Annotated in this window: 28 protein-coding genes; 9 read left to right on the top strand and 19 right to left on the bottom strand. The window is 70.8% G+C overall.

The features are described 5' to 3' along the window. Positions 1-164: 164 nt before the first annotated feature. The 6 genes from ELX43_RS15425 to ELX43_RS15400 form a co-directional block, all read right to left on the bottom strand. Positions 165-830 (bottom strand): FABP family protein, encoded by a 666-nt coding sequence (locus ELX43_RS15425; protein ID WP_241249196.1) that lies wholly within the window; start codon positions 828-830, stop codon positions 165-167. A gap of 195 nt (positions 831-1,025) precedes the next feature. Then, a complete protein-coding gene (locus ELX43_RS15420) occupies positions 1,026-1,325 on the bottom strand; it encodes a DUF1416 domain-containing protein (protein ID WP_127784180.1) in 300 nt (99 codons plus the stop codon). Continuing rightward, positions 1,325-2,161, bottom strand: coding sequence for a sulfurtransferase (locus tag ELX43_RS15415; protein ID WP_127784179.1), 837 nt, complete (start codon positions 2,159-2,161; stop codon positions 1,325-1,327). Before ELX43_RS15415 ends, ELX43_RS15420 begins: the two co-directional genes overlap by 1 nt. 89 nt (positions 2,162-2,250) lie before the next feature. Next, on the bottom strand, positions 2,251-2,706 hold the full coding sequence (locus tag ELX43_RS15410; RefSeq protein ID WP_127784178.1) for a DUF4395 domain-containing protein: 456 nt from the start codon (positions 2,704-2,706) through the stop codon (positions 2,251-2,253). 197 nt (positions 2,707-2,903) lie between these two features. Further along, positions 2,904-3,365 carry a thioredoxin family protein gene (locus ELX43_RS15405; RefSeq protein WP_241249194.1) on the bottom strand — a complete coding sequence of 154 codons (462 nt, stop codon included), beginning with the start codon at positions 3,363-3,365 and terminating at the stop codon, positions 2,904-2,906. Then, positions 3,362-4,150 carry an LmeA family phospholipid-binding protein gene (locus ELX43_RS15400; protein ID WP_127784177.1) on the bottom strand — a complete coding sequence of 263 codons (789 nt, stop codon included), beginning with the start codon at positions 4,148-4,150 and terminating at the stop codon, positions 3,362-3,364. The genes ELX43_RS15405 and ELX43_RS15400 overlap by 4 nt, the downstream gene beginning before the upstream one ends. Before the next feature lie 89 nt (positions 4,151-4,239). Here ELX43_RS15400 and ELX43_RS15395 point away from each other — a divergent pair, with 89 nt between their 5' ends. From ELX43_RS15395 to pstB, 6 genes are all read left to right on the top strand, one after another. Further along, positions 4,240-5,070, top strand: a complete 831-nt coding sequence (locus ELX43_RS15395; RefSeq protein WP_127784176.1) for a response regulator transcription factor — start codon at positions 4,240-4,242, stop codon at positions 5,068-5,070. 20 nt (positions 5,071-5,090) lie between these two features. Then, positions 5,091-5,981, top strand: a complete 891-nt coding sequence (gene mshD, locus ELX43_RS15390; protein WP_127784962.1) for a mycothiol synthase — start codon at positions 5,091-5,093, stop codon at positions 5,979-5,981. A gap of 233 nt (positions 5,982-6,214) precedes the next feature. Then, positions 6,215-7,348 carry a phosphate ABC transporter substrate-binding protein PstS gene (gene pstS, locus ELX43_RS15385; protein WP_127784175.1) on the top strand — a complete coding sequence of 378 codons (1,134 nt, stop codon included), beginning with the start codon at positions 6,215-6,217 and terminating at the stop codon, positions 7,346-7,348. 107 nt (positions 7,349-7,455) lie between these two features. Further along, positions 7,456-8,421 (top strand): phosphate ABC transporter permease subunit PstC, encoded by a 966-nt coding sequence (gene pstC, locus ELX43_RS15380; protein WP_127784174.1) that lies wholly within the window; start codon positions 7,456-7,458, stop codon positions 8,419-8,421. After that, on the top strand, positions 8,418-9,320 hold the full coding sequence (pstA, locus tag ELX43_RS15375; protein ID WP_127784173.1) for a phosphate ABC transporter permease PstA: 903 nt from the start codon (positions 8,418-8,420) through the stop codon (positions 9,318-9,320). The genes pstC and pstA overlap by 4 nt, the downstream gene beginning before the upstream one ends. A gap of 17 nt (positions 9,321-9,337) precedes the next feature. Next, complete coding sequence (gene pstB, locus ELX43_RS15370; RefSeq protein WP_127784172.1) at positions 9,338-10,114, top strand: phosphate ABC transporter ATP-binding protein PstB; 777 nt, start codon at positions 9,338-9,340, stop codon at positions 10,112-10,114. Positions 10,115-10,176: 62 nt separating this feature from the next. Here the strand turns inward: pstB and ELX43_RS15365 are convergent, their stop codons facing one another. From ELX43_RS15365 to dusB, 4 genes are all read right to left on the bottom strand, one after another. Further along, positions 10,177-10,515, bottom strand: coding sequence for a YnfA family protein (locus ELX43_RS15365; protein ID WP_206518035.1), 339 nt, complete (start codon positions 10,513-10,515; stop codon positions 10,177-10,179). A 116-nt stretch (positions 10,516-10,631) separates the two neighbouring features. After that, positions 10,632-11,306, bottom strand: a complete 675-nt coding sequence (gene phoU, locus ELX43_RS15360) for a phosphate signaling complex protein PhoU (RefSeq protein WP_127784171.1) — start codon at positions 11,304-11,306, stop codon at positions 10,632-10,634. 86 nt (positions 11,307-11,392) lie between these two features. Continuing rightward, positions 11,393-13,099: an LCP family protein gene (locus tag ELX43_RS15355; protein ID WP_127784170.1), complete on the bottom strand. Its 1,707-nt coding sequence runs from the start codon at positions 13,097-13,099 to the stop codon at positions 11,393-11,395. Between the two features lie 198 nt (positions 13,100-13,297). Beyond that, on the bottom strand, positions 13,298-14,434 hold the full coding sequence (gene dusB, locus ELX43_RS15350; RefSeq protein ID WP_206518278.1) for a tRNA dihydrouridine synthase DusB: 1,137 nt from the start codon (positions 14,432-14,434) through the stop codon (positions 13,298-13,300). A 164-nt stretch (positions 14,435-14,598) separates the two neighbouring features. On the opposite strand from dusB, the gene ELX43_RS15345 reads away from it, so the two are divergent. Next, on the top strand, positions 14,599-15,150 hold the full coding sequence (locus ELX43_RS15345) for a hypothetical protein (protein ID WP_127784169.1): 552 nt from the start codon (positions 14,599-14,601) through the stop codon (positions 15,148-15,150). 18 nt (positions 15,151-15,168) lie between these two features. Here ELX43_RS15345 and ELX43_RS15340 read toward each other — a convergent pair whose 3' ends face one another. After that, on the bottom strand, positions 15,169-15,594 hold the full coding sequence (locus ELX43_RS15340) for an SRPBCC family protein (RefSeq protein ID WP_127784168.1): 426 nt from the start codon (positions 15,592-15,594) through the stop codon (positions 15,169-15,171). A gap of 69 nt (positions 15,595-15,663) precedes the next feature. Then, positions 15,664-16,596 (bottom strand): acyl-ACP desaturase, encoded by a 933-nt coding sequence (locus tag ELX43_RS15335; RefSeq protein WP_127784167.1) that lies wholly within the window; start codon positions 16,594-16,596, stop codon positions 15,664-15,666. 119 nt (positions 16,597-16,715) lie between these two features. Here ELX43_RS15335 and ELX43_RS15330 point away from each other — a divergent pair, with 119 nt between their 5' ends. Then, entirely contained in the window at positions 16,716-17,120 is a 405-nt protein-coding gene (locus tag ELX43_RS15330; protein ID WP_127784166.1) for a hypothetical protein, read from the top strand. Here the strand turns inward: ELX43_RS15330 and ELX43_RS15325 are convergent. Continuing rightward, positions 17,117-17,854, bottom strand: coding sequence for an acetoacetate decarboxylase family protein (locus ELX43_RS15325; protein ID WP_127784165.1), 738 nt, complete (start codon positions 17,852-17,854; stop codon positions 17,117-17,119). The two genes, ELX43_RS15330 and ELX43_RS15325, sit on opposite strands and share 4 nt — an antisense overlap. Further along, positions 17,851-18,711 (bottom strand): SDR family oxidoreductase, encoded by an 861-nt coding sequence (locus ELX43_RS15320; RefSeq protein WP_241249184.1) that lies wholly within the window; start codon positions 18,709-18,711, stop codon positions 17,851-17,853. The genes ELX43_RS15325 and ELX43_RS15320 overlap by 4 nt, the downstream gene beginning before the upstream one ends. Before the next feature lie 85 nt (positions 18,712-18,796). Between ELX43_RS15320 and ELX43_RS15315 the strand changes: the two genes are divergently transcribed. Beyond that, the gene (locus ELX43_RS15315; protein ID WP_241249173.1) at positions 18,797-19,996 is read left to right on the top strand and encodes a cytochrome P450; all 1,200 of its coding nucleotides are present in this window, start codon (positions 18,797-18,799) and stop codon (positions 19,994-19,996) included. A gap of 73 nt (positions 19,997-20,069) precedes the next feature. On the opposite strand, the gene yut is transcribed toward ELX43_RS15315, so the two are convergent. From yut to ureE, 5 genes are read right to left on the bottom strand one after another with little or no spacing between them, the layout of a single operon-like run. Continuing rightward, positions 20,070-21,134: an urea transporter gene (gene yut / locus ELX43_RS15310; protein ID WP_241249164.1), complete on the bottom strand. Its 1,065-nt coding sequence runs from the start codon at positions 21,132-21,134 to the stop codon at positions 20,070-20,072. A 46-nt stretch (positions 21,135-21,180) separates the two neighbouring features. Continuing rightward, complete coding sequence (locus tag ELX43_RS15305; RefSeq protein WP_241249153.1) at positions 21,181-22,134, bottom strand: urease accessory protein UreD; 954 nt, start codon at positions 22,132-22,134, stop codon at positions 21,181-21,183. Next, positions 22,131-22,799, bottom strand: a complete 669-nt coding sequence (ureG, locus tag ELX43_RS15300; protein WP_127784162.1) for an urease accessory protein UreG — start codon at positions 22,797-22,799, stop codon at positions 22,131-22,133. The genes ELX43_RS15305 and ureG overlap by 4 nt, the downstream gene beginning before the upstream one ends. A 19-nt stretch (positions 22,800-22,818) precedes the next feature. Then, the gene (locus ELX43_RS15295) at positions 22,819-23,541 is read right to left on the bottom strand and encodes an urease accessory protein UreF (RefSeq protein ID WP_127784161.1); all 723 of its coding nucleotides are present in this window, start codon (positions 23,539-23,541) and stop codon (positions 22,819-22,821) included. Beyond that, entirely contained in the window at positions 23,525-24,151 is a 627-nt protein-coding gene (gene ureE / locus ELX43_RS15290) for an urease accessory protein UreE (RefSeq protein ID WP_206518034.1), read from the bottom strand. Before ureE ends, ELX43_RS15295 begins: the two co-directional genes overlap by 17 nt. Positions 24,152-24,153: the final 2 nt, after the last annotated feature.

The raw sequence follows: 24,153 nt of genomic DNA, 5'->3' as shown, positions 1-24,153 counted from the left end.
CCGACCCCCGAGCCCCCGGAGAGTCCGACCGGGACCGCGACGCAGCGACCACAGGTCGCGCGAGCCGCGGTATGGCTCGGGGGTCGCTCCACGTCTGGGGGACGGTGGCGCTGCGTCGCGCAGGGACACCGGCGCAGCAGAAGGTGCGGAGAGGTGAGGGGTGTTCAGCCGGCGTGGCGGACGAGCCGGGCCGACAGGTGCGGCTGCAGCGGTTCACCCATCATGGCGCGCTCGTCCACGTAGCCGAGGTCGCCGTCGATGATCCCGTAGAGCCGCTTGGCCGCGGTCACGGGCTTGGCCGTCTCGCTGCGCAGGACCACGTCGGTGGCCAGCTCCCAGGACGACTGGTTGAGCGGAGCCCCGTAGTAGAGCTCGACGATGCCGGTGTTGTGGGTGAGCAGCAGCTCGAGGGTGTCCTCGCCGTCGTCCCGGGCGTTCACCCGCAGGAAGCCGGACTCGCGGGCGGCTGGCCGGACGTAGGCACCGTCGGCGTCGAGGATCCACGACCGCGACTCCCAGGTGAGGAAGGGGCGCCCGTCGTGGGCGATCACCAGCTGCTGGCCGAAGCGGTAAGTGTCGATCGTGGGGTAGCTGACCAGCCCCTCGCCCCGCCACACGCCCACCAGCGGCAGCACGGCGAGCAGGGCGGCGTTGAGGTCCGCCCCCTCGCGCAGGTTGGCGGTGTCGTCGGGCACCGGCAACCCGGGCAGCTGGGGAACGTTCACCGCACGCGTGCGGGCAGCCCGTTCCTCGGCATCACGCAGCGCCGCGTCGCCGGAACCGGCACGCGGGGCAGGGTGACCGTCGGGACCAGGGCCGGAGCCGGTCACGAGTCGTTGGTGACCGCTCGGTTGATCACGTACACCGCGAACCACGTGATGAGCACGGCGTCCAGCACCAGGAGGGTCGTGTAAAAGATTTCCACGGCACCACTCTAGCCAGGTGCGGCCCCTCGACGCAGATCGCCCCCGCGCGCACCGGTTCTGGTGCGGGCGAGGGCGGTCTGTCGTGCTCAGGGTGTTCGGTCAGGCGACAGCGACCTCGGCGGAGTGCAGGCCGGTGGAGTCGGCGGTGATGTCGGTGCTGCCGGTGCCCACCCGGCTCAGGGCGCGCAGCGTCCAGGTGCCGGGAGCGGCGTAGAAGCGGAAGTCGCCGGTGGCCGAGGCGACCACCTCGGCGGTGAACTCGCCGGTGCCGTCGAGCAGGCGGACGAAGGCTCCACCCACCGGCTCGCCGCCGGAGAGCACCTTGCCGACGATGACGGTCTCCTTGTCGAGGTCCGTGCCGGCGGGCAGGTCGGGGGTCTGCTCAGGAGCGCCGCACATCAGCGCACCTCCTTGGAGATGGGGGCGCCCACGAGGGAGCCGTACTCGACCCAGCTGCCGTCGTAGTTCTTGACGTTCTGGTGGCCCAGGATCTCCTTGAGCACGAACCAGGTGTGGCTGGAGCGCTCGCCGATGCGGCAGTAGGCGATGGTCTCCTTCTCCCCGTCCAGGCCGGCCTCGCCGTAGAGGGTGGCGAGCTCCTCGTCGGAGCGGAAGGTGCCGTCCTCGTTGGCGGCCTTGCTCCACGGCACGTTGATGGCGCCGGGGACGTGGCCGCGGCCCTGGGCCTGCTCCTGCGGGAGGTGCGCGGGGGCGGCGATCTTGCCGGAGAACTCGTCGGGGGAGCGGACGTCCACCAGGTTCTTCTTGCCGATGGAGGCGATGACCTCGTCCCGGAAGGCGCGCAGCGAGAGGTCGGGCTCCTGGGCGTTGTAGCTGGTGGCCGGGCGCTCTACCTTGTCCGCAGTGAGCTCGCGGCCGTCCAGCTCCCACTTCTTGCGACCGCCGTCGAGGAGCTTGACGTCCTGGTGGCCGTAGAGCTTGAAGTACCAGTAGGCGTAGGCGGCGAACCAGTTGTTGTTGCCGCCGTAGAGCACGACGGTGTCGTCGTTGCCGATCCCACGCTCGGAGAGCAGCTTGCTGAACGCCTCCCGGTCGATCACGTTGCGGGAGTTCGGGTCCTGCAGGTCCTTGGTCCAGTCCAGGCGGACGGCGCCGGGGATGTGGCCGTCGTCGTAGGCGCTGGTGTCCTCGTCGACCTCGACGAAGACGATCCCGTCGGTGTTGAGGTTCTGCTCAGCCCAGTCGGCGGTGACCAGGACGTCGGAGCGGCTCATGGAGTTCCTTTCGATACGCGAGCTGGTGGGTGTGAGTTCGGGTGGACAAGCACGGGAGTGAACGGTGGGGCGGGCACCAGGGCCAGCGGTCAGGGGCGGCGGCCGGCACGAGCGCGGACCGCGGCCGCCAGCGGGTAGAGCCGACAGCCGAGGCAGATGCCGAAGGCAGCGTTGAGCAGCGCGGCCACCAGGGCGAGGCCGGTGGCGACGGCGCCGAGCAGCGGCGCGCCCAGCAGGTAGCCCAGGAGGCCGACGACGGAGAACACCAGGCCGACCAGCTGGGCGAAGCGCAGCGGTGCCACCGGCTCCAGCTCGGTGGGTGGGCCGATCCTGGGTGCCACCAGCGTCGCGTACAGCCAGCCGTACGGGCTGCGACGCGGCCCGAGCGCGGCGCCCATGGCGAAGACGACGGCCTGGACGCCGAGCAGGATCCAGTTCCCGGTCAGCAGCACCGCGGCCAGCACCACGGTGCTGATCCACGCCGCGCAGCGGGGACCGCGGACGTCGACCTGCTGCGGGGCAGCCGGTGAGCGGAGGGTGGACACAGCGGGAGCTCCTGCACTGAGGGGTGGACGCGCGACGGATCAGCCGGGGTTCGCAGACACCCGGGGGCCTCCCAGCGGGACGTCTGCGTCAGTGCATGCGGCACAGCGCGCTGCCGACGCGGCACAGGTCAACTGTGCGGCGACGGGTGAGCAGCAGCTCGTGCCAGGTGAACACTCCGCGAAGTCTACTCAGACACTCAACTATTGCCCGCACGGCGGCCCACCAGCGGCTGCAGGACGGTTCGCAGGTCAGCGGCGTGCGGGGCCCCGGTGGCGCGGTGGCGCTGCTGCAACCCCGGGGCATAGACGACCACGGTGGGCAGCGACAGCACCCGCAGGTGGCTGGCCAGCTCGGGGTGCTCGGCCACGTCGACCTCCAGGTGAGCCAGCTCGGGCAGGTCCTCGGCGAGCTGGTGCACCAGCGCCCGCACCCCCGCGCAGGGGCCGCACCAGGTGGCCGAGAAGTGCAGGAGCAGCGCGCTGCTCGCGGCCCTCGGGGCGCCGGCGGCCGCCAGCAGCTCGGCCAGACGTTGTTGCTCGGCGGCGGGCGCGGGTGCACCGCTGGTCGCCCGCAGGGACCCGTTGCTCCTGCGCAGCAGCCACCCGAGCAGCAGCGCCACGGCCACGGCGGCGATCAACACCACCAGCCCGACGGTCACGAGCGGGACAGCCGCGCCAGCCGCACGTCGGTGCCCTTGCCCTCCACCACGATGTCGGCGCCCTCGGCGTGCACGGTGGTGGGGGTCACCCCGAAGGGCAGGTAGTCGGAGTCGAGGGTGAGGGAGAACTTCTGCATGGCGATCTCCGACAGCGGCGCGGCCAGCGTGAGGGTCTTGCTGGACTGGCCGGCCATGGCGAAGCCGGTGGCGATGATGCGGACCTGCTGGCCGTCCAGCACGAGGTCGGCGTTCACGCTCACCTGCTGCTTGACCACACCACCGAGCTTGACGGTGCCGGTGAGCACGATGCCGCTCTGCGGCACCTTGTAGGCGTCGCCGCCGCTGGTGCCGAGTGTGGGATCCGCCACGGGCGCAGACACTTTCAGGTCGGAGATTCCGATCAGCTGGCCGAGGCGGGTCTCGTTGATCCGGATGCGGCTGTTGAGCTCGGACACCACGATGTCGTCCAGGTTTCCGCCGAACACCGAGGACGCGGGCACCTTCGCGCCGCGCAGCGTGGCCTCGACCGTCACGTTGCCCAGGTCGGCCATCGGCACGCCCACCGCGCGCACGTTCACCTGGCTGAAGCTGCCCTGGGCGGCCTGGGTCAGGAAGGGGAACCCGGTGATGCGCACCTCGGGGTCGCTGTTGAGGGTCAGCTCCTCGCGGAGCTCCTTGGACACCCGGTACTCCGCGTAGGCGGCGGTGCCGTAGTCCGCCAGCACGGCGACGAGCAGGACGCCGATCAGGGAGAAGACGAAGGTGCGCACTGGCCCATCTTCCATGATCGTTAAAGGTGCTTGGGTGCTCGGCCGGCGGGCGTCCCGCTATTGTTTGCCGGACGGATGCCTGATGGGTACGAGGTGGGAGGCGCATGGACCTGTTGCTGCTCACCGCTGATCCTGACCCGGACACGGTCCTGCCGGCGTTGACGCTGCTGGCGCACTCGGTGCGGGCCGTGGCGCCGGACCTGCCGGCCCTGTTGGAGGCCGGCGCCTGTGACGTTGCGCTCATCGATGCGCGCACCGATCTGGCCGGCGCCCGCGGGCTGTGCCGGCTGCTGGTCGGCGGGGCCGCGATCAACGTGCCCGTGGTGGCGGTGCTGACCGAGGGCGGCCTGGTCGCGGTGAATCCCGAGTGGGGCATCGACGACGTGCTGCTGCCCGGCACCGGCCCGGCCGAGATCGACGCCCGGCTGCGCCTGGTGCTGGGACGCCACCAGAGCACCCACGCCCCGGTGTCCTCCACCAAGGTCACCCTGGGCGAGCTGGTCATCGACGAGGAGACCTACAGCGCCCGGCTGCGCGGCAAGCCGCTGGACCTCACCTACAAGGAGTTCGAGCTCCTCAAGTACCTCGCTCAGCACGCCGGCCGGGTGTTCACCCGTGCCCAGCTGCTGCACGAGGTGTGGGGCTACGACTTCTTCGGCGGCACCCGCACCGTCGACGTGCACGTGCGTCGCCTCCGGGCCAAGCTCGGCGCCGACCAGGAGGCGCTGATCGGCACGGTGCGCAACGTCGGCTACAAGGCCGTGCGCCCCAGTGCCCGCGGCGCGGTGGCCGCCGAGCCCGACACCACCGAGCCCGGCACCACCGAGGACGCGACGGCCGAGGCCGCCGCCCACAACGCCGGTGCGTCCGCACCGGGGGACTCCGGGCCTGGCGCGGCCGTGGACCCGGAACGGATGAGCGGAGCCCGGGCGTGAGCAGCCCCGGCCCGGCCACGCTGCAGGTCTGCGACACCCTCGAGGACGCCCAGCGACACGCGGTGGGTGAGCTGCTGCAGGCGGCCCACCAGGCTGACGGCGTCGCCGCCGTCTCCGAGCAGGTGGTGCTGGCCGTGGCCGCGGACAGCTCCGGCCCGCACCTGCTGGCCACCCGCGGCGGGGAGCTGGCTGGCTACGCCCACCTCAGCGCCGCCTCCGCCGAGGAGGCCAACCCCATGGCCGAGCTGGCCGTGCACCCGCGGCACCGCCGCCGCGGCGTGGGCACCGCGCTGGCTCTGGACCTGCTCGACCGGGCCGGGGAGTCGCTGCGGGTGTGGGCGCACGGCAACCTCCCCGCCGCCCAGGCGCTGGCCCGCCAGCTGCAGCTGACCAGCCGCCGCGAGCTGTGGCAGATGCGGGTGGACCTCGCCGGCGCGGAGCTGCCCGCCGTCCGGCTGCCGGAGGGGGTGCGGCTGCGCACCTACGTGCCCGAGCGCGACGACGCGGAGGTGCTGCGGGTGAACAACGCGGCGTTCTCCTGGCACCCCGAGCAGGGGGGCTGGGGCCCGGCCGACCTGGCTGCGCGCCGGGCTGAGCCGTGGTTCGACCCGAACGGCTTCTTCCTGGCGGTGGACGCCGACGACCGGGTGCTGGGGTTCCACTGGACCAAGGTGCACCCCGCCGAGGGTGACGAGCCGGCGCTGGGTGAGGTCTACGTGGTGGGCGTGGACCCGGCCGCGCAGGGCGGTGGGCTCGGCCGGTCACTGACCATCGCCGGCCTGGAGCACCTGCGCTCGCGCGGGCTGAGCACGGTGCTGCTGTACGTGGAGGCGGACAACGCCGCCGCGGTGCACACCTACACCAAGCTCGGGTTCAGCCAGTTCCACGTCGACGTGGCGTACGGGCGCTAGCCGCTGCTCTGCTGTGGGTGTGCTCACCCGCAGCGGCCGCGGCGCAGGCTGTTCACCTTGCGTTCACCCGCACAGGGGCAGGTAGTCACTCACGGTGTCTACGTTCTCCTCAGACGGCACACAGTCGTCCGGTGGACACGGGGCCGTGGTCGTGGCCCGTTCCTCCCCATGACCTGAGGTGGGCAGCGCCCCGCAGCGAGCGGTGCGCACCCCGAGATCTCTGGAGGAGCTAGGTGAAGCTCAATCGACGTGCGGCCCGATCCAGCGTTGCGATCGGGTTCGTCGCCGCCGGTGCCGTGCTGCTGTCGGCCTGCGGGACCGACGACAACACGAGCTCGAGCAGTGCAGCAGGCTCCGCCTCCACCGACACGGTGCAGTGCGGCGGGACGGCCACCCTCAAGGCCAGCGGCTCCACCGCGCAGGCCAACGCCATGAAGCGATTCATCACCGCCTACCAGGACGCGTGCAGCGGCAAGTCGCTGGACTACAACGGCAACGGCTCCGGCGCCGGCATCACCGAGTTCCTCGGCAAGCAGACCGACTTCGCCGGCTCCGACTCGCCGCTGAGCGAGTCCAAGGGCGAGGTCGCCAAGGCCGCAGAGCGCTGCGGCGGAGCTGAGGCGTGGAACCTGCCGGTCGTCTTCGGCCCCATCGCACTGAGCTACAACCTCAGCGGGGTGGCCAACGTGGCGCTCGACGGCCCCACCGTGGCCAAGATGTTCAACGGCGCCATCACCACCTGGAACGACCCCGCCATCGCCGCGCTGAACCCGGGCGTCTCCCTGCCGAGCACCAAGGTCACCGTGATCTTCCGCAACGACGAGTCGGGCACCACGGACAACTTCCAGATGTACCTGGAGAAGGCCTCCGACGGGGCGTGGACCCAGGGCGTGGGCAAGGCGTTCAAGGGCGGCGTCGGTGAGGGGGCCAAGGGCAACGACGGAACGGCAGCCGCGGTGAAGTCCACCCCGGGTGCCATCACCTACAACGAGTGGGCCTTCGCCAAGGCGCAGAACCTGCAGACCGCGGCGGTGCAGACCTCCGCCGGCGGCGGGGCGGTGCAGATCAGCACCGAGTCGGTGGGCAAGACCATCGCCGGTGCCACGGTGAAGGGCCAGGGCAACAACCTGGTGCTGGACACCTCCAGCTTCTACAAGCCCACCCAGCAGGGTGCCTACCCGATCGTGCTCGCCACCTACGAGATCGTCTGCTCGAAGTACCCGGACGCGCAGACCGGTGAAGCGGTGCGCGCGTTCCTGCAGACGGCGATCACCACGGGGCAGCGGGGCCTGGAGAACAACGGCTACATCCCGGTGCCTGACTCCTTCAAGAACAAGCTCAGCACCGCCGTCGACGCGATCGCCTGATCGAGAGAAGCAGTGACGGACTGATGACAGTGCGACCGAACGTCGTGCAGGGATCCGGCCGGGCACCCGAGGGGTCCGGCCGGACTGCGGCAGGCAAGATGGGCGGCATGCCCGACCCAGGACAGACCGACCGGGCGAAGCCGAGATCCACCGGACGGCGCGGCGACGTCGTGTTTCGGAACCTGACCACCGCGTCGGGTGTCTCGATCATCGTCGCCATCGCCCTCATCGCGATCTTCCTGCTGCTGCAGGCCGTGCCCTCGCTGCTCGCCGACCACGCGAACTTCCTCACCTCCGACGAGTTCGCCGTCGGCAACACCAACGACATGCGCTTCGGCATCCGGAGCCTGTTCATCGTCACGGTGCTCAGCTCCTTGTTCGCGCTGGTCATCGCCGTGCCCATCGCCATCGGCATCGCGCTGTTCGTCACCCAGTACGCCGACCGGCGAGTGGCCAAGCTGTTCAGCTCGTTGATCGACCTGCTGGCCGCGGTGCCCTCGATCATCTTCGGCCTGTGGGGAATCCTGGTGCTGGCGCCCAAGATCACCCCGTTCGCGGAGTGGCTCAACCGCAACCTCGGCTGGTTCCCGCTGTTCGCCACCGGCAACGTGTCGGTCTCCGGCGGCGGCACCATCTTCACCGCCGGGATCGTGCTGGCGGTGATGATCCTGCCGATCATCACCTCCGTGACCCGTGAGGTGTTCCGGCAGACCCCCAAGGCGCACATCGAGGCCGCCCAGGCCCTCGGGGCCACCAAGTGGGAGGTCATCAGGATGACCGTGCTGCCCTTCGGGCGCAGCGGCACCATCGCGGCCTCCATGCTGGGTCTGGGTCGTGCGCTCGGGGAGACCGTGGCCGTGCTCATCATCCTGCGCTCCTCCAGCACCGGCGCCACGTTGTCGCTCTTCGACGGCGGCTTCACCTTCGCCTCCAAGATCGCCTCGGCGGCCTCGGAGTTCAGCCAACCGCTGTCCACCGGCGCCTACATCGCCGCCGGCTTCGTGCTGTTCGTGCTCACGTTCGTGGTCAATGCAGCGGCCCGGGCCATCGCGGGCGGGAAGGTGAACGGATGAGCTCGGTACTGGAGAAGCCGCTCGTCGGCCCCACCTTCACCACCGTCAGCGGCGGCCGCAAGGCCAAGAACCTGCTGGCCACCGTGCTGGTGTCGGCGGCGTTCGTGGTCGCGATGATCCCGCTGGTGTGGGTGATCTACACCGTCGTGCGGCGCGGCATCGACGCCGTGACCGCCGCGGACTGGTGGTCGCACTCCCAGCGGGGCATCCTGCCGGAGGACTTCGGCGGCGGGGTGTACCACGCGCTCTACGGCACCATCGTGCAGTCGCTGATCGCCTCGGTGGTGGCGGTGCCACTGGGGATCCTGGTGGCCATCTACCTGGTGGAGTACGGCCGGGGCCGGCTGGCCAAGGCCACCACCTTCATGGTGGACGTGCTGTCCGGCATCCCGTCCATCGTGGCCGCGCTGTTCGTGTTCAGCGTGTGGATCACCACGCTGGGCTTCGAGCAGAGCGCCTTCGCGGTGTCGCTGGCGCTGATGCTGCTGATGCTGCCGGTGGTGATCCGCTCGGCCGAGGAGATGCTGCGCCTGGTCCCCGACGACCTGCGGGAGGCGTCCTACGCCCTCGGGGTGTCGCGGTCCACCACCATCCTCAAGGTGGTGCTGCCCTGCGCCATCTCCGGGATCATCAGCGGCATCCTGCTGGCGGTGGCCCGCGTGGCCGGGGAGACCGCGCCGGTGCTGGTGCTGGTCGGCTACACCACCTCGATCAACACCGACGTGTTCCACAACAACATGGCCTCGCTGCCGCTGGTCATCTACAACGAGCTCACCAACCCCACGGTGGCTGGGCAGCAGCGGGTGTGGGGCGCCGCCCTCACCCTCATCCTGCTCATCGCCGTCCTCAACGTGCTGGCTGCCTTCGTCGCCCGCGTGTTCGCCCCCAAGACCAAGTGAAGCGGTAGGAGCCCTCCATGGCCAAGCGCCTCGACCTCAAGGACCTGAACATCTACTACGGCAAGTTCCACGCCGTCAGCTCGGTGAACCTGTCCGTCCCTCCGCGCAGCGTCACCGCCTTCATCGGGCCGTCCGGCTGCGGCAAGTCCACCGTGCTGCGCACCCTCAACCGGATGCACGAGGTGATCCCCGGAGCCCGCGTCGACGGCGGGGTGCTCCTCGACGGCGAGGACATCTACGCCAGCACGGTGGACCCGGTGGCCGTGCGCCGCACCATCGGCATGGTGTTCCAGCGGCCCAACCCGTTCCCCACCATGAACATCCGGGACAACGTGGTGGCTGGGCTCAAGCTGCAGGGGATGAAGGGCAAGAAGGCCCTGGAGGAGGTGGCGGAGAAGAGCCTGCGCGCGGCCAACCTGTGGAACGAGGTCAAGGACCGCCTGGACAAGCCCGGTGGTGGGCTCTCCGGTGGCCAGCAGCAGCGGCTGTGCATCGCCCGGGCCATCGCCGTGCAGCCGGACGTGCTGCTGATGGACGAGCCGTGCTCGGCGCTGGACCCGATCTCCACGCTGGCGATCGAGGACCTGATCACCGAGCTCAAGCAGGAGTTCACCATCGTCATCGTCACCCACAACATGCAGCAGGCGGCCCGGGTGAGCGACCAGACCGCGTTCTTCAACCTGGCCGGCGTGGGCCAGCCGGGCCAGCTGATCGAGGTGGGCGACACCGAGGTGATCTTCTCCAACCCGGTGGAGAAGGCCACGGAGGACTACATCTCCGGCCGCTTCGGCTAGACCCACCCGCGGCGGCGACGGTGCGGGCGGTGTGGCGGTGTGGCGGTGCCCCACCAGCTGTGTCAGGCGCCGCGTGGGGCGTACATGATGACCGCGACCCCGGCCAGGCAGAGCAGGGCGCCGGCGAGGTCGTAGCGGTCCGGGCGGAAGCCGTCCATCACCATGCCCCAGACCAGCGATCCAGCGACGAACACCCCTCCGTAGGCGGCGAGGATGCGGCCGAAGCTCGCGTCAGGCTGGAGCGTGGCGACGAAGCCGTAGAGACCCAGGGCGATGACTCCGGCGCCGACCCAGATCCAGCCGCGGTGCTCCCGGATGCCCTGCCAGACCAGCCACGCGCCGCCGATCTCGGCGAGTGCGGCGAGGACGAAGAGGGCCAGGGATCGGACGACGTCAGTCACGCCAGGCAACGATGCCAGACGCCGGCCCCGGCGGTAGCCGGCTGGCTCCCGCGAACGACGGCGGCCCCCACCCGATCGGGTAGGGGCCGCCGTCGTTCGCGTCGGTGGGGGAGCTGCTACTCCGAGACCTTGATGTCCGGGGTGGCGGGCTCCGGGTGCTTGCCGGTGACCAGGAAGATGACCTGGCGCGCGACCTCGACCGCGTGGTCGGCAAAGCGCTCGTAGAAGCGGCCCAGCAGGGTGACGTCCACCGCGGCGGCCACGCCGTGCGGCCACGCGTCGTCCATGATCACGCTGAACAGGTGCTTGTGCAGGTCGTCCATCGCGTCGTCCTCGTCCTCGAGGAGTGCGGCGCGGTCGGGGTCGCGGGTGAGCAGCACCTCCCGGGCGGAGGCCGCCAGGGAGACCGCCACGTGCCCCATCTCGGTGAAGTAGCCACGCACCTCGTCCGGCAGGACCCGCTTGGGGTGGCGGCGGCGGGCGATCTTGGCGACGTGCAGCGCCAGCTCCCCCATCCGGTCGATGTCGGCGACGATGTGGATGGCCGCGACGACCGTGCGCAGGTCGCCGGCAACCGGCGCCTGCAGCGCGAGCAGGGCGAAGGCCTTCTCCTCGCAGGCCAGGGCCAGCTCGTCGATGTGGTCGTCGTCGCTGATCACCTGCTCGGCGAGCGGGAGGTCGGCCTCGAGCAGGGCCTGGGTGGCTCGTTGCATGGCCAGCTCGGCCAGGCCGCACATGGCGGCGAGCTCTCCGGCGAGGTCACTGAGCTGTTCTGTGTAGGCGACGCGCATGCATGCAGAGTACGTGCTCAGCAGGACAATTCCGGGCAGCCGACGTGAACGGTCGGTGAACGGTCGAGGGACGGTGGGCTGCGCGCTCAGGTGCAGCTGACGTCGCCGGCGTTGACCACCGCGAGATCGCTGGGCAGTGGCTTGGTGCCGACGCCTTCCGGACCGCTGGGTGGCACCACGGAGCCGTCAAAGCTGTTGCCCAGCACCACGTCTACCGTGGCGCCCAGGCCGGCGACCAGCTGCAGCTGGGACCCGGGGATGGACGTGGCCAGCTGCTCGGCCGCCGCGGCCTGCTCGGCGGAGTAGCGGATGACCGTGCTGGCCCGCACCCCCTCGGCGCTGTCGATCCGGGCCACGGTGTAGCCCAGGTCGGTGAGCTGCCTGCCGGTGCTGGTGGCCAGCCCGGCGGTGTTGGTGGCGTTGCGCAGGGTGAGCTGGGCGCTGCCGCCGGGCTTGGGCACCTCGGGCGGGGTGGTGGGCGCAGGCGTGGTGGGGGCGCCCTGCTCGCCCGGCAGCGGGGTGCCGTTGATGACGGCACGGAAGATGCTGGTGATCTCCGGCAGGTTGGGGACCTCGTTGCCGTAGCGGGTGCCGTTGGTGGGCACGGTGAGGAAGGTGACCCGCCCGGCGGACAGGCCCTGCAGCGACTGCCCGAGAGTGAGCAGGGAGTCCGAGTTCATGTTCTCGCCGAAGGTGGCGGCGGTGAACCCGTTGATGAAGCCGTTGAGCTTGCGCAGGTCCAGCAGCACGTCGGTGGACATGGACTTGCGCAGCAGCGAGGACAGGAACCGCTGCTGGCGGGTGATGCGCCCGTAGTCGCCGTTGGTCTCGGAGTCGACCTTGCGGGCCCGCACGTAGTTCAGGGCCGTGGTGCCGTCGATGGTGCTGGTGCCGGCGGTGGGCAGGATCGTGCCCAGCTCGCCGTCGACCAGTGGGCGGGTGGCGCACACCTCCACGCCACCGATCTGGTCGACCAGGGCGGAGAAGCCGGAGAAGTCGATGCCCACGAAGTGGTTGATCTTGAGGCCGGAGATCTGCTGGATCACCTGGACCAGGCACTTGGGTCCGCCGGTGGCGTAGGCGGAGTTGAGCTTGGCGCGCTTCTCCGGCTCGGCCACCGTGCTGGTGTAGGAGGCGCTGGGGTTGTCCCACTCCGCGCACGCCGGGCGGTCGATCTCCAGGTCGCGGGGGAAGGACACCACCACGACGCGGCCGCGGTCGGCAGGCACGTGGGCCAGCATCACGGTGTCGGAGCGGGCGCCCTCGGCCTGCGCCGTGGTGCCGGCGCCGATCTCGCCGTTGGTGCCGGCGCGGGAGTCCGAGCCCACCAGCAGGTAGTTCTCGTCGCCGCGCTGACCGTCGGCGTCCTGCACCGAGGCTGAGCCCTCGTCGAGGGCCTCGACGTTGCGCACCTTGGAGTCGAGGTACTGCGTGGCTGACCACATAGCGCCGGTGACGACGAAGACCGCCACGGCGACCAGGGCGGCGAGCGTGCGGCGCAGCAGTGCCGTGCGGTGGCGGCGCTGCCCGCGCTTGACCTCCAGGCGGGTGGGTCGACGCGGCTCGATCTCCACCGGGGCCACCGTCCGGCCGCGCGCACCAGGCAGGGCCACCGGGCGGGCCACCGCGAGGCCGGCCGCGCGGGGGGTGTCCGCCGCGCTCTCGGCGGGGGTGCGCCGGCGCCGTGGCGGGGTGGGGCTCACCGCCCAGGGGCGCTCCCACGGCGCTGGGTGGTCACGGCGACCGGGGGACGGTGCCGCGCCAGGCGCACCCGCGCGTTCGTCGTCGCTCAACCGGTCTCTCCTCGTCCCGACGCACCGCTGTCCGCCTCGCACGCGCGAGGTGCCTTGGCTGTGCTGCGGCACCGATCAGGTGCGCCGGCTCATGGTACGGACCTGGTGGTGGTGTGCTAACGCGAGGTTCCACTGGCTGACCAGCGGTGTCTCCGCGCGAGCGCCGCTGGTGAGAGCGCGCTCGGCGCGGCCCGGGGCTCAGCCGCCGGAGCTGTCGATCTCCGCGCCCACCGGGACGGTGCTGTCCTCGGGGTCGTCCAGCCACCCCTCGGGCAGCGCCACCTTGCCCGGCGAGCCCTGCCGGCCCCGCGGTCCCTCGGCGTCGGCGGGGTAGGGCACGTCGGCGTCGAGCTGGTCCAGCAGCCGGTCGAGCTCGTTCAGGTGTGAGACCAGCGCCAGCTTCTGGCGCAGCTCGGAGCCCACCGGGAAGCCACGCAGGTACCAGGACACGTGCTTGCGCAGGTCGCGCAGGCCCCGGTCGTCGCCGTGGTGGGCGGCCAGCAGCTCGGCGTGGCGGCGGAGCACGACCGCCACCTCGCCCAGGGTCGGAGGAGTGGGGACCGGCGACCCGGTGAGGGCGGCGGAGAGCTCGGCGAACAGCCACGGTCGGCCCAGGCAGCCCCGGCCCACGACGACGCCGTCGCAGCCGGTCCGGTCCATCATGGACACGGCGTCCTCGGCGCTGAAGATGTCGCCGTTGCCCAGCACGGGGACGTCGGTGACGTGCTCCTTGAGTCGCGCGATCTCGTCCCAGCGGGCGGTGCCGGAGTAGCGCTGGGCCGCGGTGCGGGCGTGCAGGGCCACCGCGACCGCGCCCTCGGCCGCGGCGATGCGCCCGGCGTCGAGGTGGGTGTGGTGCTCCTCGTCGATGCCGATGCGGAACTTCACGGTGACCGGGACGCCCGCCGGCTCAGCGGCCCGCACGGCCGCGCCCACGATCGCCGCGAACAGCCGGCGCTTGTAGGGCAGCGCCGACCCGCCGCCCTTGCGGGTCACCTTGGGCACGGGGCAGCCGAAGTTCAGGTCGATGTGGTCGGCGAGGTCCTCCTCGACGATCATCCGCACCGCGTCCGCCGTGGTGGCCGGATCGACGGTGTAGAGCTGCAGCGACCGCGGCTGCTCGCTGGGCGCGAACGTGGTCATGTGCAGCGTGTCCGGGTGGCGCTCCACCAGCGCACGGGCGGTGACCATCTCGCACACGTAGAGCCCGGCCGCAGGACGACCGCTGTAGAGCTCCTCCTGCTCGCGGCACAGCGTGCGGAACGCGACGTTGGTGACGCCGGCCATGGGAGCCAGCACCACCGGGCTGCGCAGCGCCAGCGGGCCGATGCGCAGGGCCGTCGGCGCGGCGTCGAGGGTGGAGGTCACCGCTACATTGTGCCGTGTCGGCCGAGGGTCCCCCAGCGGGGCGCGACCAGGGACGCACCGACCAGCGCTGTTGCCGGCGGAGGGTGTCAAAACTGCTGCCAATCCTGCTGTGCGCGTGCGATAGTGCGTAGATGAGCGACCTGAAGCAGGGTGCCGGTGGGCGCCGCCTCAGCCGGCCCGAGCGCCGCGCCGCCAGGAAGGCGGCCCGGGAGCGCCACCGAGCCGACGTCCGCTACCGGGCGGCGCACCGTCGCGACCCGCTGCCCCACGGGGTGCGGATGGTGTACCTCGAGCACCGGGCGGCCGCGCTGTGGGTGCGGGCGCCAGGCCAGGCGGCCCTGCGCACCGAGCGCGACGGCCCCTGGCAGGAGCTGAAGATCCGCAGCGTCCGCCGCTGCCTGCGGCCCTGGCTGGTGCGGATCACGCTGGCCGACGGCACCCGGTTGACGCTGCGGCCGATCGTGCCCGGCCACGCCGGGCTGGCGGACTGCGGTCATGACCAGGGCGGGCCGGAGGGGTCCACGCCGGACGACGTCGGCGGCGGGGACGACCCGTTGACGCTGCTCCTGCTGGTGCTGATGTGGCTGTTCATGCTGGTGCTGCTGCCCTGGTCGGGCTGGAACAACGCTCGGCGGTGCGTCCACGCACACCGCCTCGTTCGGGCGCTCGCGCGGCGGCCCTGAGCGAGAGGCGCGACCTGGTCAGCGGTTGCAGCGGCGGGCCAGCACGCGGGCCAGCGTGCCGATGGCCAGCTTGAGCACCACCTGGGCGCCAGGAAAGGCCGGCTGGAAGTCGATGGTCCAGGTGAAGCGGGTGCCGCTGCCGACCGGCTCCAGGACGATCTCGCCGGTGTAGCTCTTGGCCGGCACCCCGGACAGTGCCTCGTAGGCCAGCAGCTTGCCCGGCTCGAAGGCGGTGATGCGCTCCCGGATGGGCGGGCCGGCCAGGGTGATCCGACGGATCGCGCCGACGCCGTTGCGGTGACCGGTGCCCTCCTGCTCCAGGGTCACCTTGGGCAGCGGGAGGCGCTGCGGAGTCCAGCCGGCCATGCCCTCGTGGTCGGAGACCTCACCCCAGACGTGCTCGGGGGACGCGGACACGGTGTGGGTGAAGGAGTACCGGCTCATGGCTGCATCCAACCAGAGCGGCCCGGTTCCGTTGTGCTGGAACCGGGCCGGGCTGAGGAAGCAGGGGTGTCAGGCGCGTGCAGCCTGGCGGGCCAGGGCCCGGTCGCGGGACTCCTCGAACCGGGTGGCGGCGGCGTCGAGGGCCTTGAGCGCAGCCGCGAGCTCGTCCCGGGCCTGCTCGCCCTCGGCGGTGAGGCCCCCGCGCTCGAAGACCTGCCACTTGCGCAGCACCGGCATGATCACGTCGTCGTGGTGCTGCCGGAGGTCGTAGATGCCGGCCTTGGCGATCAGCACCGAGCTGCGCCGGTAGTTGGCCATGTCGGAGCCGGGCATCTGGAAGTTGATGACCTCGTCGGTGATGGCGCGCATGGTCTGGTCCGGCGCGCGGTCGAAGGCGGCGTCGACGAGGTTGCGGTAGAAGATCATGTGCAGGTTCTCGTCGGCCGCGATGCGCGCGAGCATCTTGTCGGCGATCGGGTCGCCGCAGGCCTTGCCGGTGTTGCGGTGCGAGACCCGGGTGGCCAGCTCCTGGAAGCTGACGTAGGCCACGGTCTGCAGCATGGACTTGCCCGGTGCGTCGTAGCCGTTGGTCATGTGCGCCATGCGCGCGTTCTCCAGCGCCACCGGGTCCACGCCCCGGGTGACCACCAGGTAGTCGCGCATGACGATGCCGTGGCGGTTCTCCTCCGCCGTCCACCGTCCGACCCAGGTGCCCCAGGCGCCGTCCTGCCCGAAGTGCTGGGCGATCACGCGGTGGTAGGAGGGCAGGTTGTCCTCGGTGAGCAGGTTGAGGACCATCGCGGCCTTGGCGGTCTCGCTCAGCGCGGACTGCTCGGGCTCCCAGTCCTGTCCGCCCATGGCGGCGAAGTTGCGGCCCTCGTCCCACGGGACGTAGTCGTGCGGGTGCCAGTCCTTGGTGATCGCGAGGTGTCGATCGAGGTTCTCGGCCACGACAGGTTCTAGCTCGTGCAGCAGCTCGAGCTCCGTCATCATTCTTGGCACTGGTCCTCCTGGGTCCCCTGGTGTGATGCGCCCACCGGTCTGGCTACGCCCTCGTAGGTTACGCCGCCGTAGGTTGCCGGGGTGCCTGCTCCTCCCGCTGGAGCAGGCACCATGGAGACATGAGTGACGAGTCCCCCAACAACAGCCAGATCGACGAGACGTCGGCGGCGCTGCTGCACGCCCGCGCGGTGGTGCTGCACGACATCGTGGCCTGCGGCGCTGACGTGCCCGGGATCGTGGACGTGCTCGACGCCGCGGTGCACGAGCGGGAGTGGTGGGTGCGCCGCTGGCCGGAGGGAATGCAGTTCCTGGCCGGCCAGGTGGCTCAGGACGTGCAGGACCGGTTGGTGGACACCGAGGGGCGGTGGCCACCGTGTCCGGTGCACCCCGACGAGGCCCTGCAGCTGGAGCCGCCGCTGGGCGCCGACCCGCGCTGGGTGTGCGGACGCGGGTGCGGTGAGGTCGCCGCGCTCGGTGCGCTGTCCCCGCAGTCCGGCTCGGAGGCCCAGGGAGGCAGGAGCTAGACGGTCTCGGCTTCCTCGAAGGTCATCTGCACCGATCCGATGGTGCTGCTGAGCATCGGCCGCTTGGGCAGACCCAGCTGGCGCAGCTCGTCGGCCCACGGGTGCTCACCCAGCACCAGCTTGGCCCCGCCTGGGCGGAACCGGGTGCCGGAGGCGTCCATCAGCCAGGGCACGCGGCGCAGCACACCGTCCATGTGGGTGTAGGCGTCCAGCGAGGTGGCGACGCCGCTGCCCGGCACGGGCACCCCGCCGCCCACGGTGAGGTCGAACACCAGCTGGTCGTCCAGGCGCAGCTGGCCGCGCCGGCCCGCGGGAGTGTCGGTGAGGTCGATCTCGGACATCACCTTGGGGAAGCCCCAGATGGAGCGTCCGGCCTCCAGCGTGAAGCCCTGGTCGACCGGGAGGCGGTGGATGAACACCCCGGCCTTGCCGGTCAGCAGGCTGCGCAGGTCGCCGCGCTTGGGTCCGGCTCCCTTGGGCCGCACCATGAACCCGACGCCGTACTCGTGGTACTGGCCGAGGTCGCCGTCGACGTAGTTCACGAACAGCACCGCGCAGATCGCCCGGCCCGGCCGGTGCTGGAGCAGCTCCAGGCCGGAGTAGTCGATGACCTGCTGGGCGGGCCGCACCGGGACCGAGAACATCGCCACGTGGGCGCTGGCCTCCCGGATTCGCACCGGCATGGTGACCTGCTGGCCCTGCACCAGGTGGACGCTTGGTTCGCTGATCGTCATTGCACTACTCCCCGCAGGCCGTCCTTGCCGTACACGCCCTCGAGCATAGAGCTGAAATCCGGTCCGCGGCGGAGCATCTGGCCGCCGTCGACGTTGATGACCTGCCCGGTGACCCAGCTGGAGGCGGGTCCGAGCAGGAACTCCACCAGGTTGGCGACGTCAGCCACCTCGCCGACCCGGCCGAGGGGGGTGCACTCGAGGTAGTCGTCCAGGATGGGACCACCCTCGGTGATCATGGCGACCAGCTCGGTGCGCGTGAGGCCGGGGCGCACCCCGTTGACCCGCACGCCGCTGGCGCCGAGCTCGTCGGCGGCCAGCTGCACCAGGTGGTCCACCCCGGACTTGGAGACGCCGTAGGCGCCGAACCAGCGGTGGGTGTTGCTGGAGGCGATGGAGGACACCGCGACGATGGATCCGCCGCCGCCGCGGACCAGCTCCCGGGCGGCGTGCTTGATGGTCAGCATGGTGCCCGTGACGTTGAGGTCCACCGTGCGGCGCCAGGCCTCGGTGTCGAGCTGGGTGATGGGCGCGATGGTCTCGTTGCCCCCGGCGCACGCGACCACGCCGTGCAGCCCGCCGTGCTGGGCGGTGGCGGCCGCGACCGCGGCGGCCACCGACTCCTCGTCGGTGACGTCGGTGGCCACCGCGGTGGCGGTGCCCGACGCGCCGGACTGTTCGGCGGCGGCGGCGAGCTCGGCGACGGCCTTGTCCAGCCGCTCCTGGCTCCGGCCGCAGATGGTGACCTGGGCGCCGCCGCGGACGAGCAGGTCGGCCACGCCCAGCCCGATCCCGCTGCCCCCTCCGGTGACCAGGACCGATCGTCCCGCCAGCCCGCCTGCCCCGCCGCTGTTCTGCACAAGTTCCCCTTCCGTAGTGGAACACGTTCTACCATGATGTAGGTCACACCCGGCGACGGGCAACCTCATGAACGGCGGTAGCGCGGTGGCAGCTCTCTCGGTTGACCTCCTGGACGGGCGCTTCTACTCCGGAGACCTGGGTGACCCACGTGCGGCCTACCGGTGGATGCGGGAGAACCAGCCCGTCTACCGCGACAGCAACGGGCACGCCGCGATCGCCACCCACGCAGCGCTGCTGGAGGCCGAGCGGATGCCCGAGGTGTTCTCCAACGCCGGCGGCATCCGGCCGGAGACCGGCGCGCTGCCGCAGATGATCGACATGGACGACCCCGAGCACAAGCTGCGGCGGCTGCTGGTCAGCGGTGGGTTCACCCGCAAGAAGGTGGAGGCGAAGACCGAGGAGATCCGCGAGCTCTGCGACCAGCTGATCGACGCGGTCTGCGAGCAGGGGGAGTGCGACTTCGTCCGCGACCTCGCGGCCCCGCTGCCGATGGCCGTGATCGGCGACATGCTCGGGGTGCGCCCGGAGCAGCGCGAGACCTTCCTGCGCTGGTCGGACGACCTGGTGAAGTCGCTCGGCAGCAACGCCACGCCGGAGGGCCTGCAGGCGGCGATGCAGGCGTACATGGACTTCACCACGTTCACCATGGGCATCATCGACCAGCGTCGCAAGGAGCCCACCGACGACCTGACCAGCCTGCTCATCAACGCCGAGATCGACGGCAACCGCCTCACCGACGAGAACATCGTGGGCGAGACGCTGCTGATCCTCATCGGCGGTGACGAGACCACTCGGCACGTGCTCAGCAGCGGCATGGAGCAGCTGGTGCGCCATCCTGAGCAGCGCGACAAGCTGGTGGCTGATCCCGCGCTGATTCCGTGCGCGATCGAGGAGATGCTGCGCTGGGCCTCCCCGATCAAGAACATGTGCCGCACCATGACCCAGGACCTCGACTACCACGGCACCGAGCTGCACGCCGGGGAGAAGGTGCTGCTGCTGTTCGAGTCGGCGAACTTCGACGAGGCGGTCTTCGATGGCCCGGACGTCTTCGACATCGCGCGCACCCCCAACAACCACCTGGCCTTCGGCTTCGGCGCGCACTTCTGCCTGGGCAACCAGCTCGCCCGCCTGGAGGGCCGGCTGATGTTCGAGCAGCTGATGGCCCGCCTGCCGGACATGGAGCTGGCCACCGACGAACCGCTGCCCCGCCGGCCGGCGAACTTCGTGTCGGGGCTGGAGCAGATGCCGGTCCGCTTCACGCCCACGGCCCGCCGCTCCGGCTGAGTCCGGTCCCGCGGGTGCCCACCACCGCAGGCACCGCTCGGCGCAACCGCTGAGGGCAGGGGCGGGATGCTGCTCAGTGCGCCTGGGCGCCCGGCGAGCCCGACGACCCTGGTGAGTCCGGGGACAGCGCCCCGTGCACGATCGGCTTGTTGTGGGGCACCGGGGCGAACTTCTTCTGCGGCAGCAGGAACAGCCACGTGGCAAAGACGAACGGCGCGGTACCGGCCGGCAGGCCCACCGGCTGCAGGCCGGAGGTGAGCGTCCCGTGGATCACCACGGTGAACAGGATCCCAAAGATGGTGTAGGCGAAGGACTTCAGCCCCGGCCGGTAGAAGGTGCAGCCCAGGGCGATGCCGGTGAGCACTGCACTGAAGCCGTACAGGCCCTTGGCGACGTCGGAGGTGTCCGCGCCCAGCGACAGCACCGCGATCATCGCCGTCACCGACCCGATCAGCGCGTAGCCGGCCGCCCACGCCGAGGAGCACAGCAGCCCGAGCACGAACAGCACCCCGGTGACGGTGTTGTCGATCAGGAAGATCTGGGCGATGTTGCGGAACAACGTGTCCCACAGGAACTGGAAGCTCCAGTCGATGCTCGTGTCGGCCTCGGCGACCGGGGTGGGCAGCCGGTTGGACGCCAACCCGGAGGTCTCGATGCGCAGGAAGTTGAAGGCGGCGAGCAGGAACACCCAGTTGACCAGGTTGAACGGGAAGGTCAGCGCGGACACGCCCCAGCTCTTGAACTGGGCGGAGATGGCCATGAAGACCACGGTCGAGACCGCTGATCCCACGACGAGGTACACCCACAGCAACCAGCCACCGGCCAGGAACGTGGGGAAGGCCGCACCCACCAGGATGCCGTTGTAGCCGTAGAGACCTTGGTCCATCGAGTCGTCGTCGGAGTTCAGCAGCAGCCCGGTGACGGTGGAGACCACCAGCCCGACGACCGCGCCGACGGCCACCGACACGGTGTCGGCGGCGATCGCGCCCCAGAAGATGCCGGCCAGGAAGAACAGGCCGGTGAGCGCGTTGCCCTGGAACATCACCTGCCCGGCGCCCTTGAGGTTCCAGTCGAGGAAGCCGACCGCCGGGTAGGCCTTGGACCAGCTGTTCCACGTGCTGCTCAGCATGTCGGTCATTCGCACACCTCAGGTCGGATCTGGGGGTGGGTGAGGATCAGCCCGCTCAGCCCCACAGCGGCTTGTCGGGGATGGGTTGGTCCAGCACCTCGTGGCGCACCAGCCGCCAGAACTCGCGGATGGCGGCGTGCACCGGCTCGGTCTCGGTGCCCAGCACCTTGAACACGAGCCCGGCCTGGTGCGGCAGCACGCTGGCGCCGCACACCACCCGTCCGTCCGCGGAGGGACCGGTGGGCACCTGCTCGAGGACGGCGGCAGCGTGGTGGGCGGGGGTGAGCAGGAAGACGTTGCCGAACACGTCGTGCTCGCCCATCACGCCCGCCTGCCGCACCGAGCGCTGCTTGGGCTCCACCAGCAGCTTCTCGGTGAACAGGTGCTCGCCGTCGGGGCGTCGCGCCGTCATCCCCATGGACAGCAGGTCGTAGACGAACAGCTCACCGCCGGCGTGGTGCTTGCGTCCGCCGAGGACCACCTCGGAGTACAACAGCGTGGCGGTGGGGTGGATGGTGACCTCGGTGCGCGCCAGGTACCGGGTGTCTCGGTGCGGGATCAGCGTGCCCGGCATGAGCTCGAGGTAGGAGTCCTCGTCCAGGGTGAGCGTCTGCACCATGGAGGCGAAGTTGGCATCCATCCGGTGCACCTTGGTGGCCGACTGGGTGGTCACGTGCGCCATCGAGCCCGGCTCCATGTCGATGCGCACGTACAGCCGGTCCCCCTGCAGCACGCAGCCGGAGGTGGAGATCATGTAGACGCACGGCAGCCCGCGCACCACGGGGTCCCAGTACAGCGCCTGCTGCACCAGCAGAGGCGTCTTGCGGTACAAGTCGGTCATCAGCGACCGGTCGCCGCGCTGGGCGAACCGCATCCGCAGGATCCCGGTCTTCATGAACCCGCCGGCCGGGGCTTGCCCCGGCTCGTCCTGGTACGGGGCCAGCTCCGGCACGTCGAGCAGCTCGGTGGGCAGCTCGTCCAGCGCCTCGGACGACTCGACGGTGGTCACGGGCCCGCCGTGCCGGCAGCAGCTACCCCGTTGCTGGTGCCCTTGTCGCTGCTGTCGAAGAGCACGCCGTGGTCGATCAGCTCGACCACCTGCTGGATGCCCTCGCCGGTCATGCAGTTGGTGAACACGTAGGGCTTGCCCGGCCGCATCAGCGCGGAGTCCCGGTCCATCACCCCGAGGTCGGCGTGCACGTAGGGGGCCAGGTCGGTCTTGTTGATCACCAGGATGTCCGACTGCGAGATGCCGGGGCCGTCCTTGCGCGGGATCTTGTCGCCGGCGGCCACGTCGATGACGTAGATGAAGTAGTCCACCAGGGCCGGGCTGAACGTGAGGGTCAGGTTGTCGCCCCCGCTCTCGATGAAGACCACGTCGGTCTCCGGGAACTGGGTCTCCATGTCCTCGACCGCGGCGAGGTTCATGCTCGGGTCCTCGCGAACGGCGGTGTGCGGGCAGGCGCCCGTCTCCACGCCCACGATCCGCTCCTCCACCAGCACGCCCTTGAGGGCGCGGCGCACGTGCTTGGCGTCCTCGGTGGTCACCACGTCGTTGGTGATCACCAGCACGGTGGTGCCCCGCTTCACCAGCTCTGGCGTGATCGCCTCGATGAGCGCGGTCTTGCCCGAGCCCACGGGCCCCCCGACACCGATGCGCGTCGTCTTCTTCATGTGTCTCCTCTGGTGCTCGCTAGTTCATGAACATCCGGACGTGGGCCTGCACGTGCACCGCAGCGAGCACGTCGGTCATCGGGGCGAAGGTGCACATGTCGGTGAGCGCACGGTCGCGCACCAGGGCGTACTCCTCGGCGGCCTGCTCGTTGACCGCGAAGAGGATCGACTGGGTGGTGGTGTGGTCCACCCGCAGCAGGCGCAGGGCGGCGCCCAGGATGGTCATCGCCACGCCGTACTGGTGCACGGCGAAGGCGTCCTCCTCCGGCGAGCCCATCTCGGCGAACACCACTCCCAGCCCGGCCGGGAACGTCCCCGGCGCCTCGCCGCTGGTGATCGCGGACAACCACGTGCCGAGCACCGGGTTCTCGGTGTTCTCGGTGAGCCGGGTGCCCAGCTGGCCCAGCTTCTTGCCCATGCGCACCGACATCAGCCGGGTCTCCTCGTTGAGCTTGCGCACGGTCACCGCGTGGTCGGCGCTGAGCACACCGGCGAAGTCCCCGGCCAGCGCCGCCCGGTGCGCCTGCAGCACCGCGACCCCGTCCCCGGTCGCCGCCTGGTGGGTGGCGGTGTGGACGTACTCCCGCAGGCTCTCCGGGCCGGTCACCTCCTGCTGGGCGACCGCTGACTCCAGGCCGCTGGAGAAGGAGAAGGCCCCGATCGGCAGCATCGAGTCACCGAACTCCATCACCCGCATGGTGCGGGTGATGGCGTCCGGGCCCGTCTCAGGCGAGCGGGTCATGGGTGTGGCCCTCGCCCTCGCGCGCAGCGGCGCCGAACAGCCGCCGCGCCTCGTGCGGGGCCAGGTAGGGGATGACCTCGGCGCCGGGCAGGAAGCTGTGGCTGACCCCCTCGAAGGCGTGGGTCCGCATCACCGAGCCCATCACCGCCTTGTCCACGGTGAGCGGGACGTAGACCTTGGTGCCCTTGACCACCGCGGGCCAGTGCTGGTTGCCCAAGGCGTGGCCGAGCTCCAGGCAGGTCTGCACCACCGTCTCCGGAGCCTGTCCGAGCACCCCGGCCAGGTCCACCTCCAGGACGTCCTTGAGGTCGATCCGTGCGACCACGGCAGTGGCGCTGGGCTCGTCCCAGGCCAGCACGTCGCCGTCGCGCAGCTGGGCGCCGCGCTCCAGCGACAGCGTGACCTCCTGCCCGTCCTCCGTGGTCCGGCGCAGCCGGCTCTTCTGCGCCTCCCACTGGTCCAGGGCGAGCACGTCCACGGTGGCGCTCGCCAGCTGTCGCTGCCAGCTCTCGTCGCTGGTGTTGCCCAGGATCGCCTCGACCCGCAGCGGCTGGGTCGGGTGGGCCGGCCCGGTCTGGTGCGTCCCGCTCTGGTGCGTGGTGTGTGACAACG

It is taken from the genome of Rhodococcus sp. X156, from assembly GCF_004006015.1.
Classification (GTDB): domain Bacteria; phylum Actinomycetota; class Actinomycetes; order Mycobacteriales; family Mycobacteriaceae; genus X156.
Note: the sequence above shows the minus strand (reverse complement) of the source record. Positions and strands in the feature narration are given on the sequence as shown.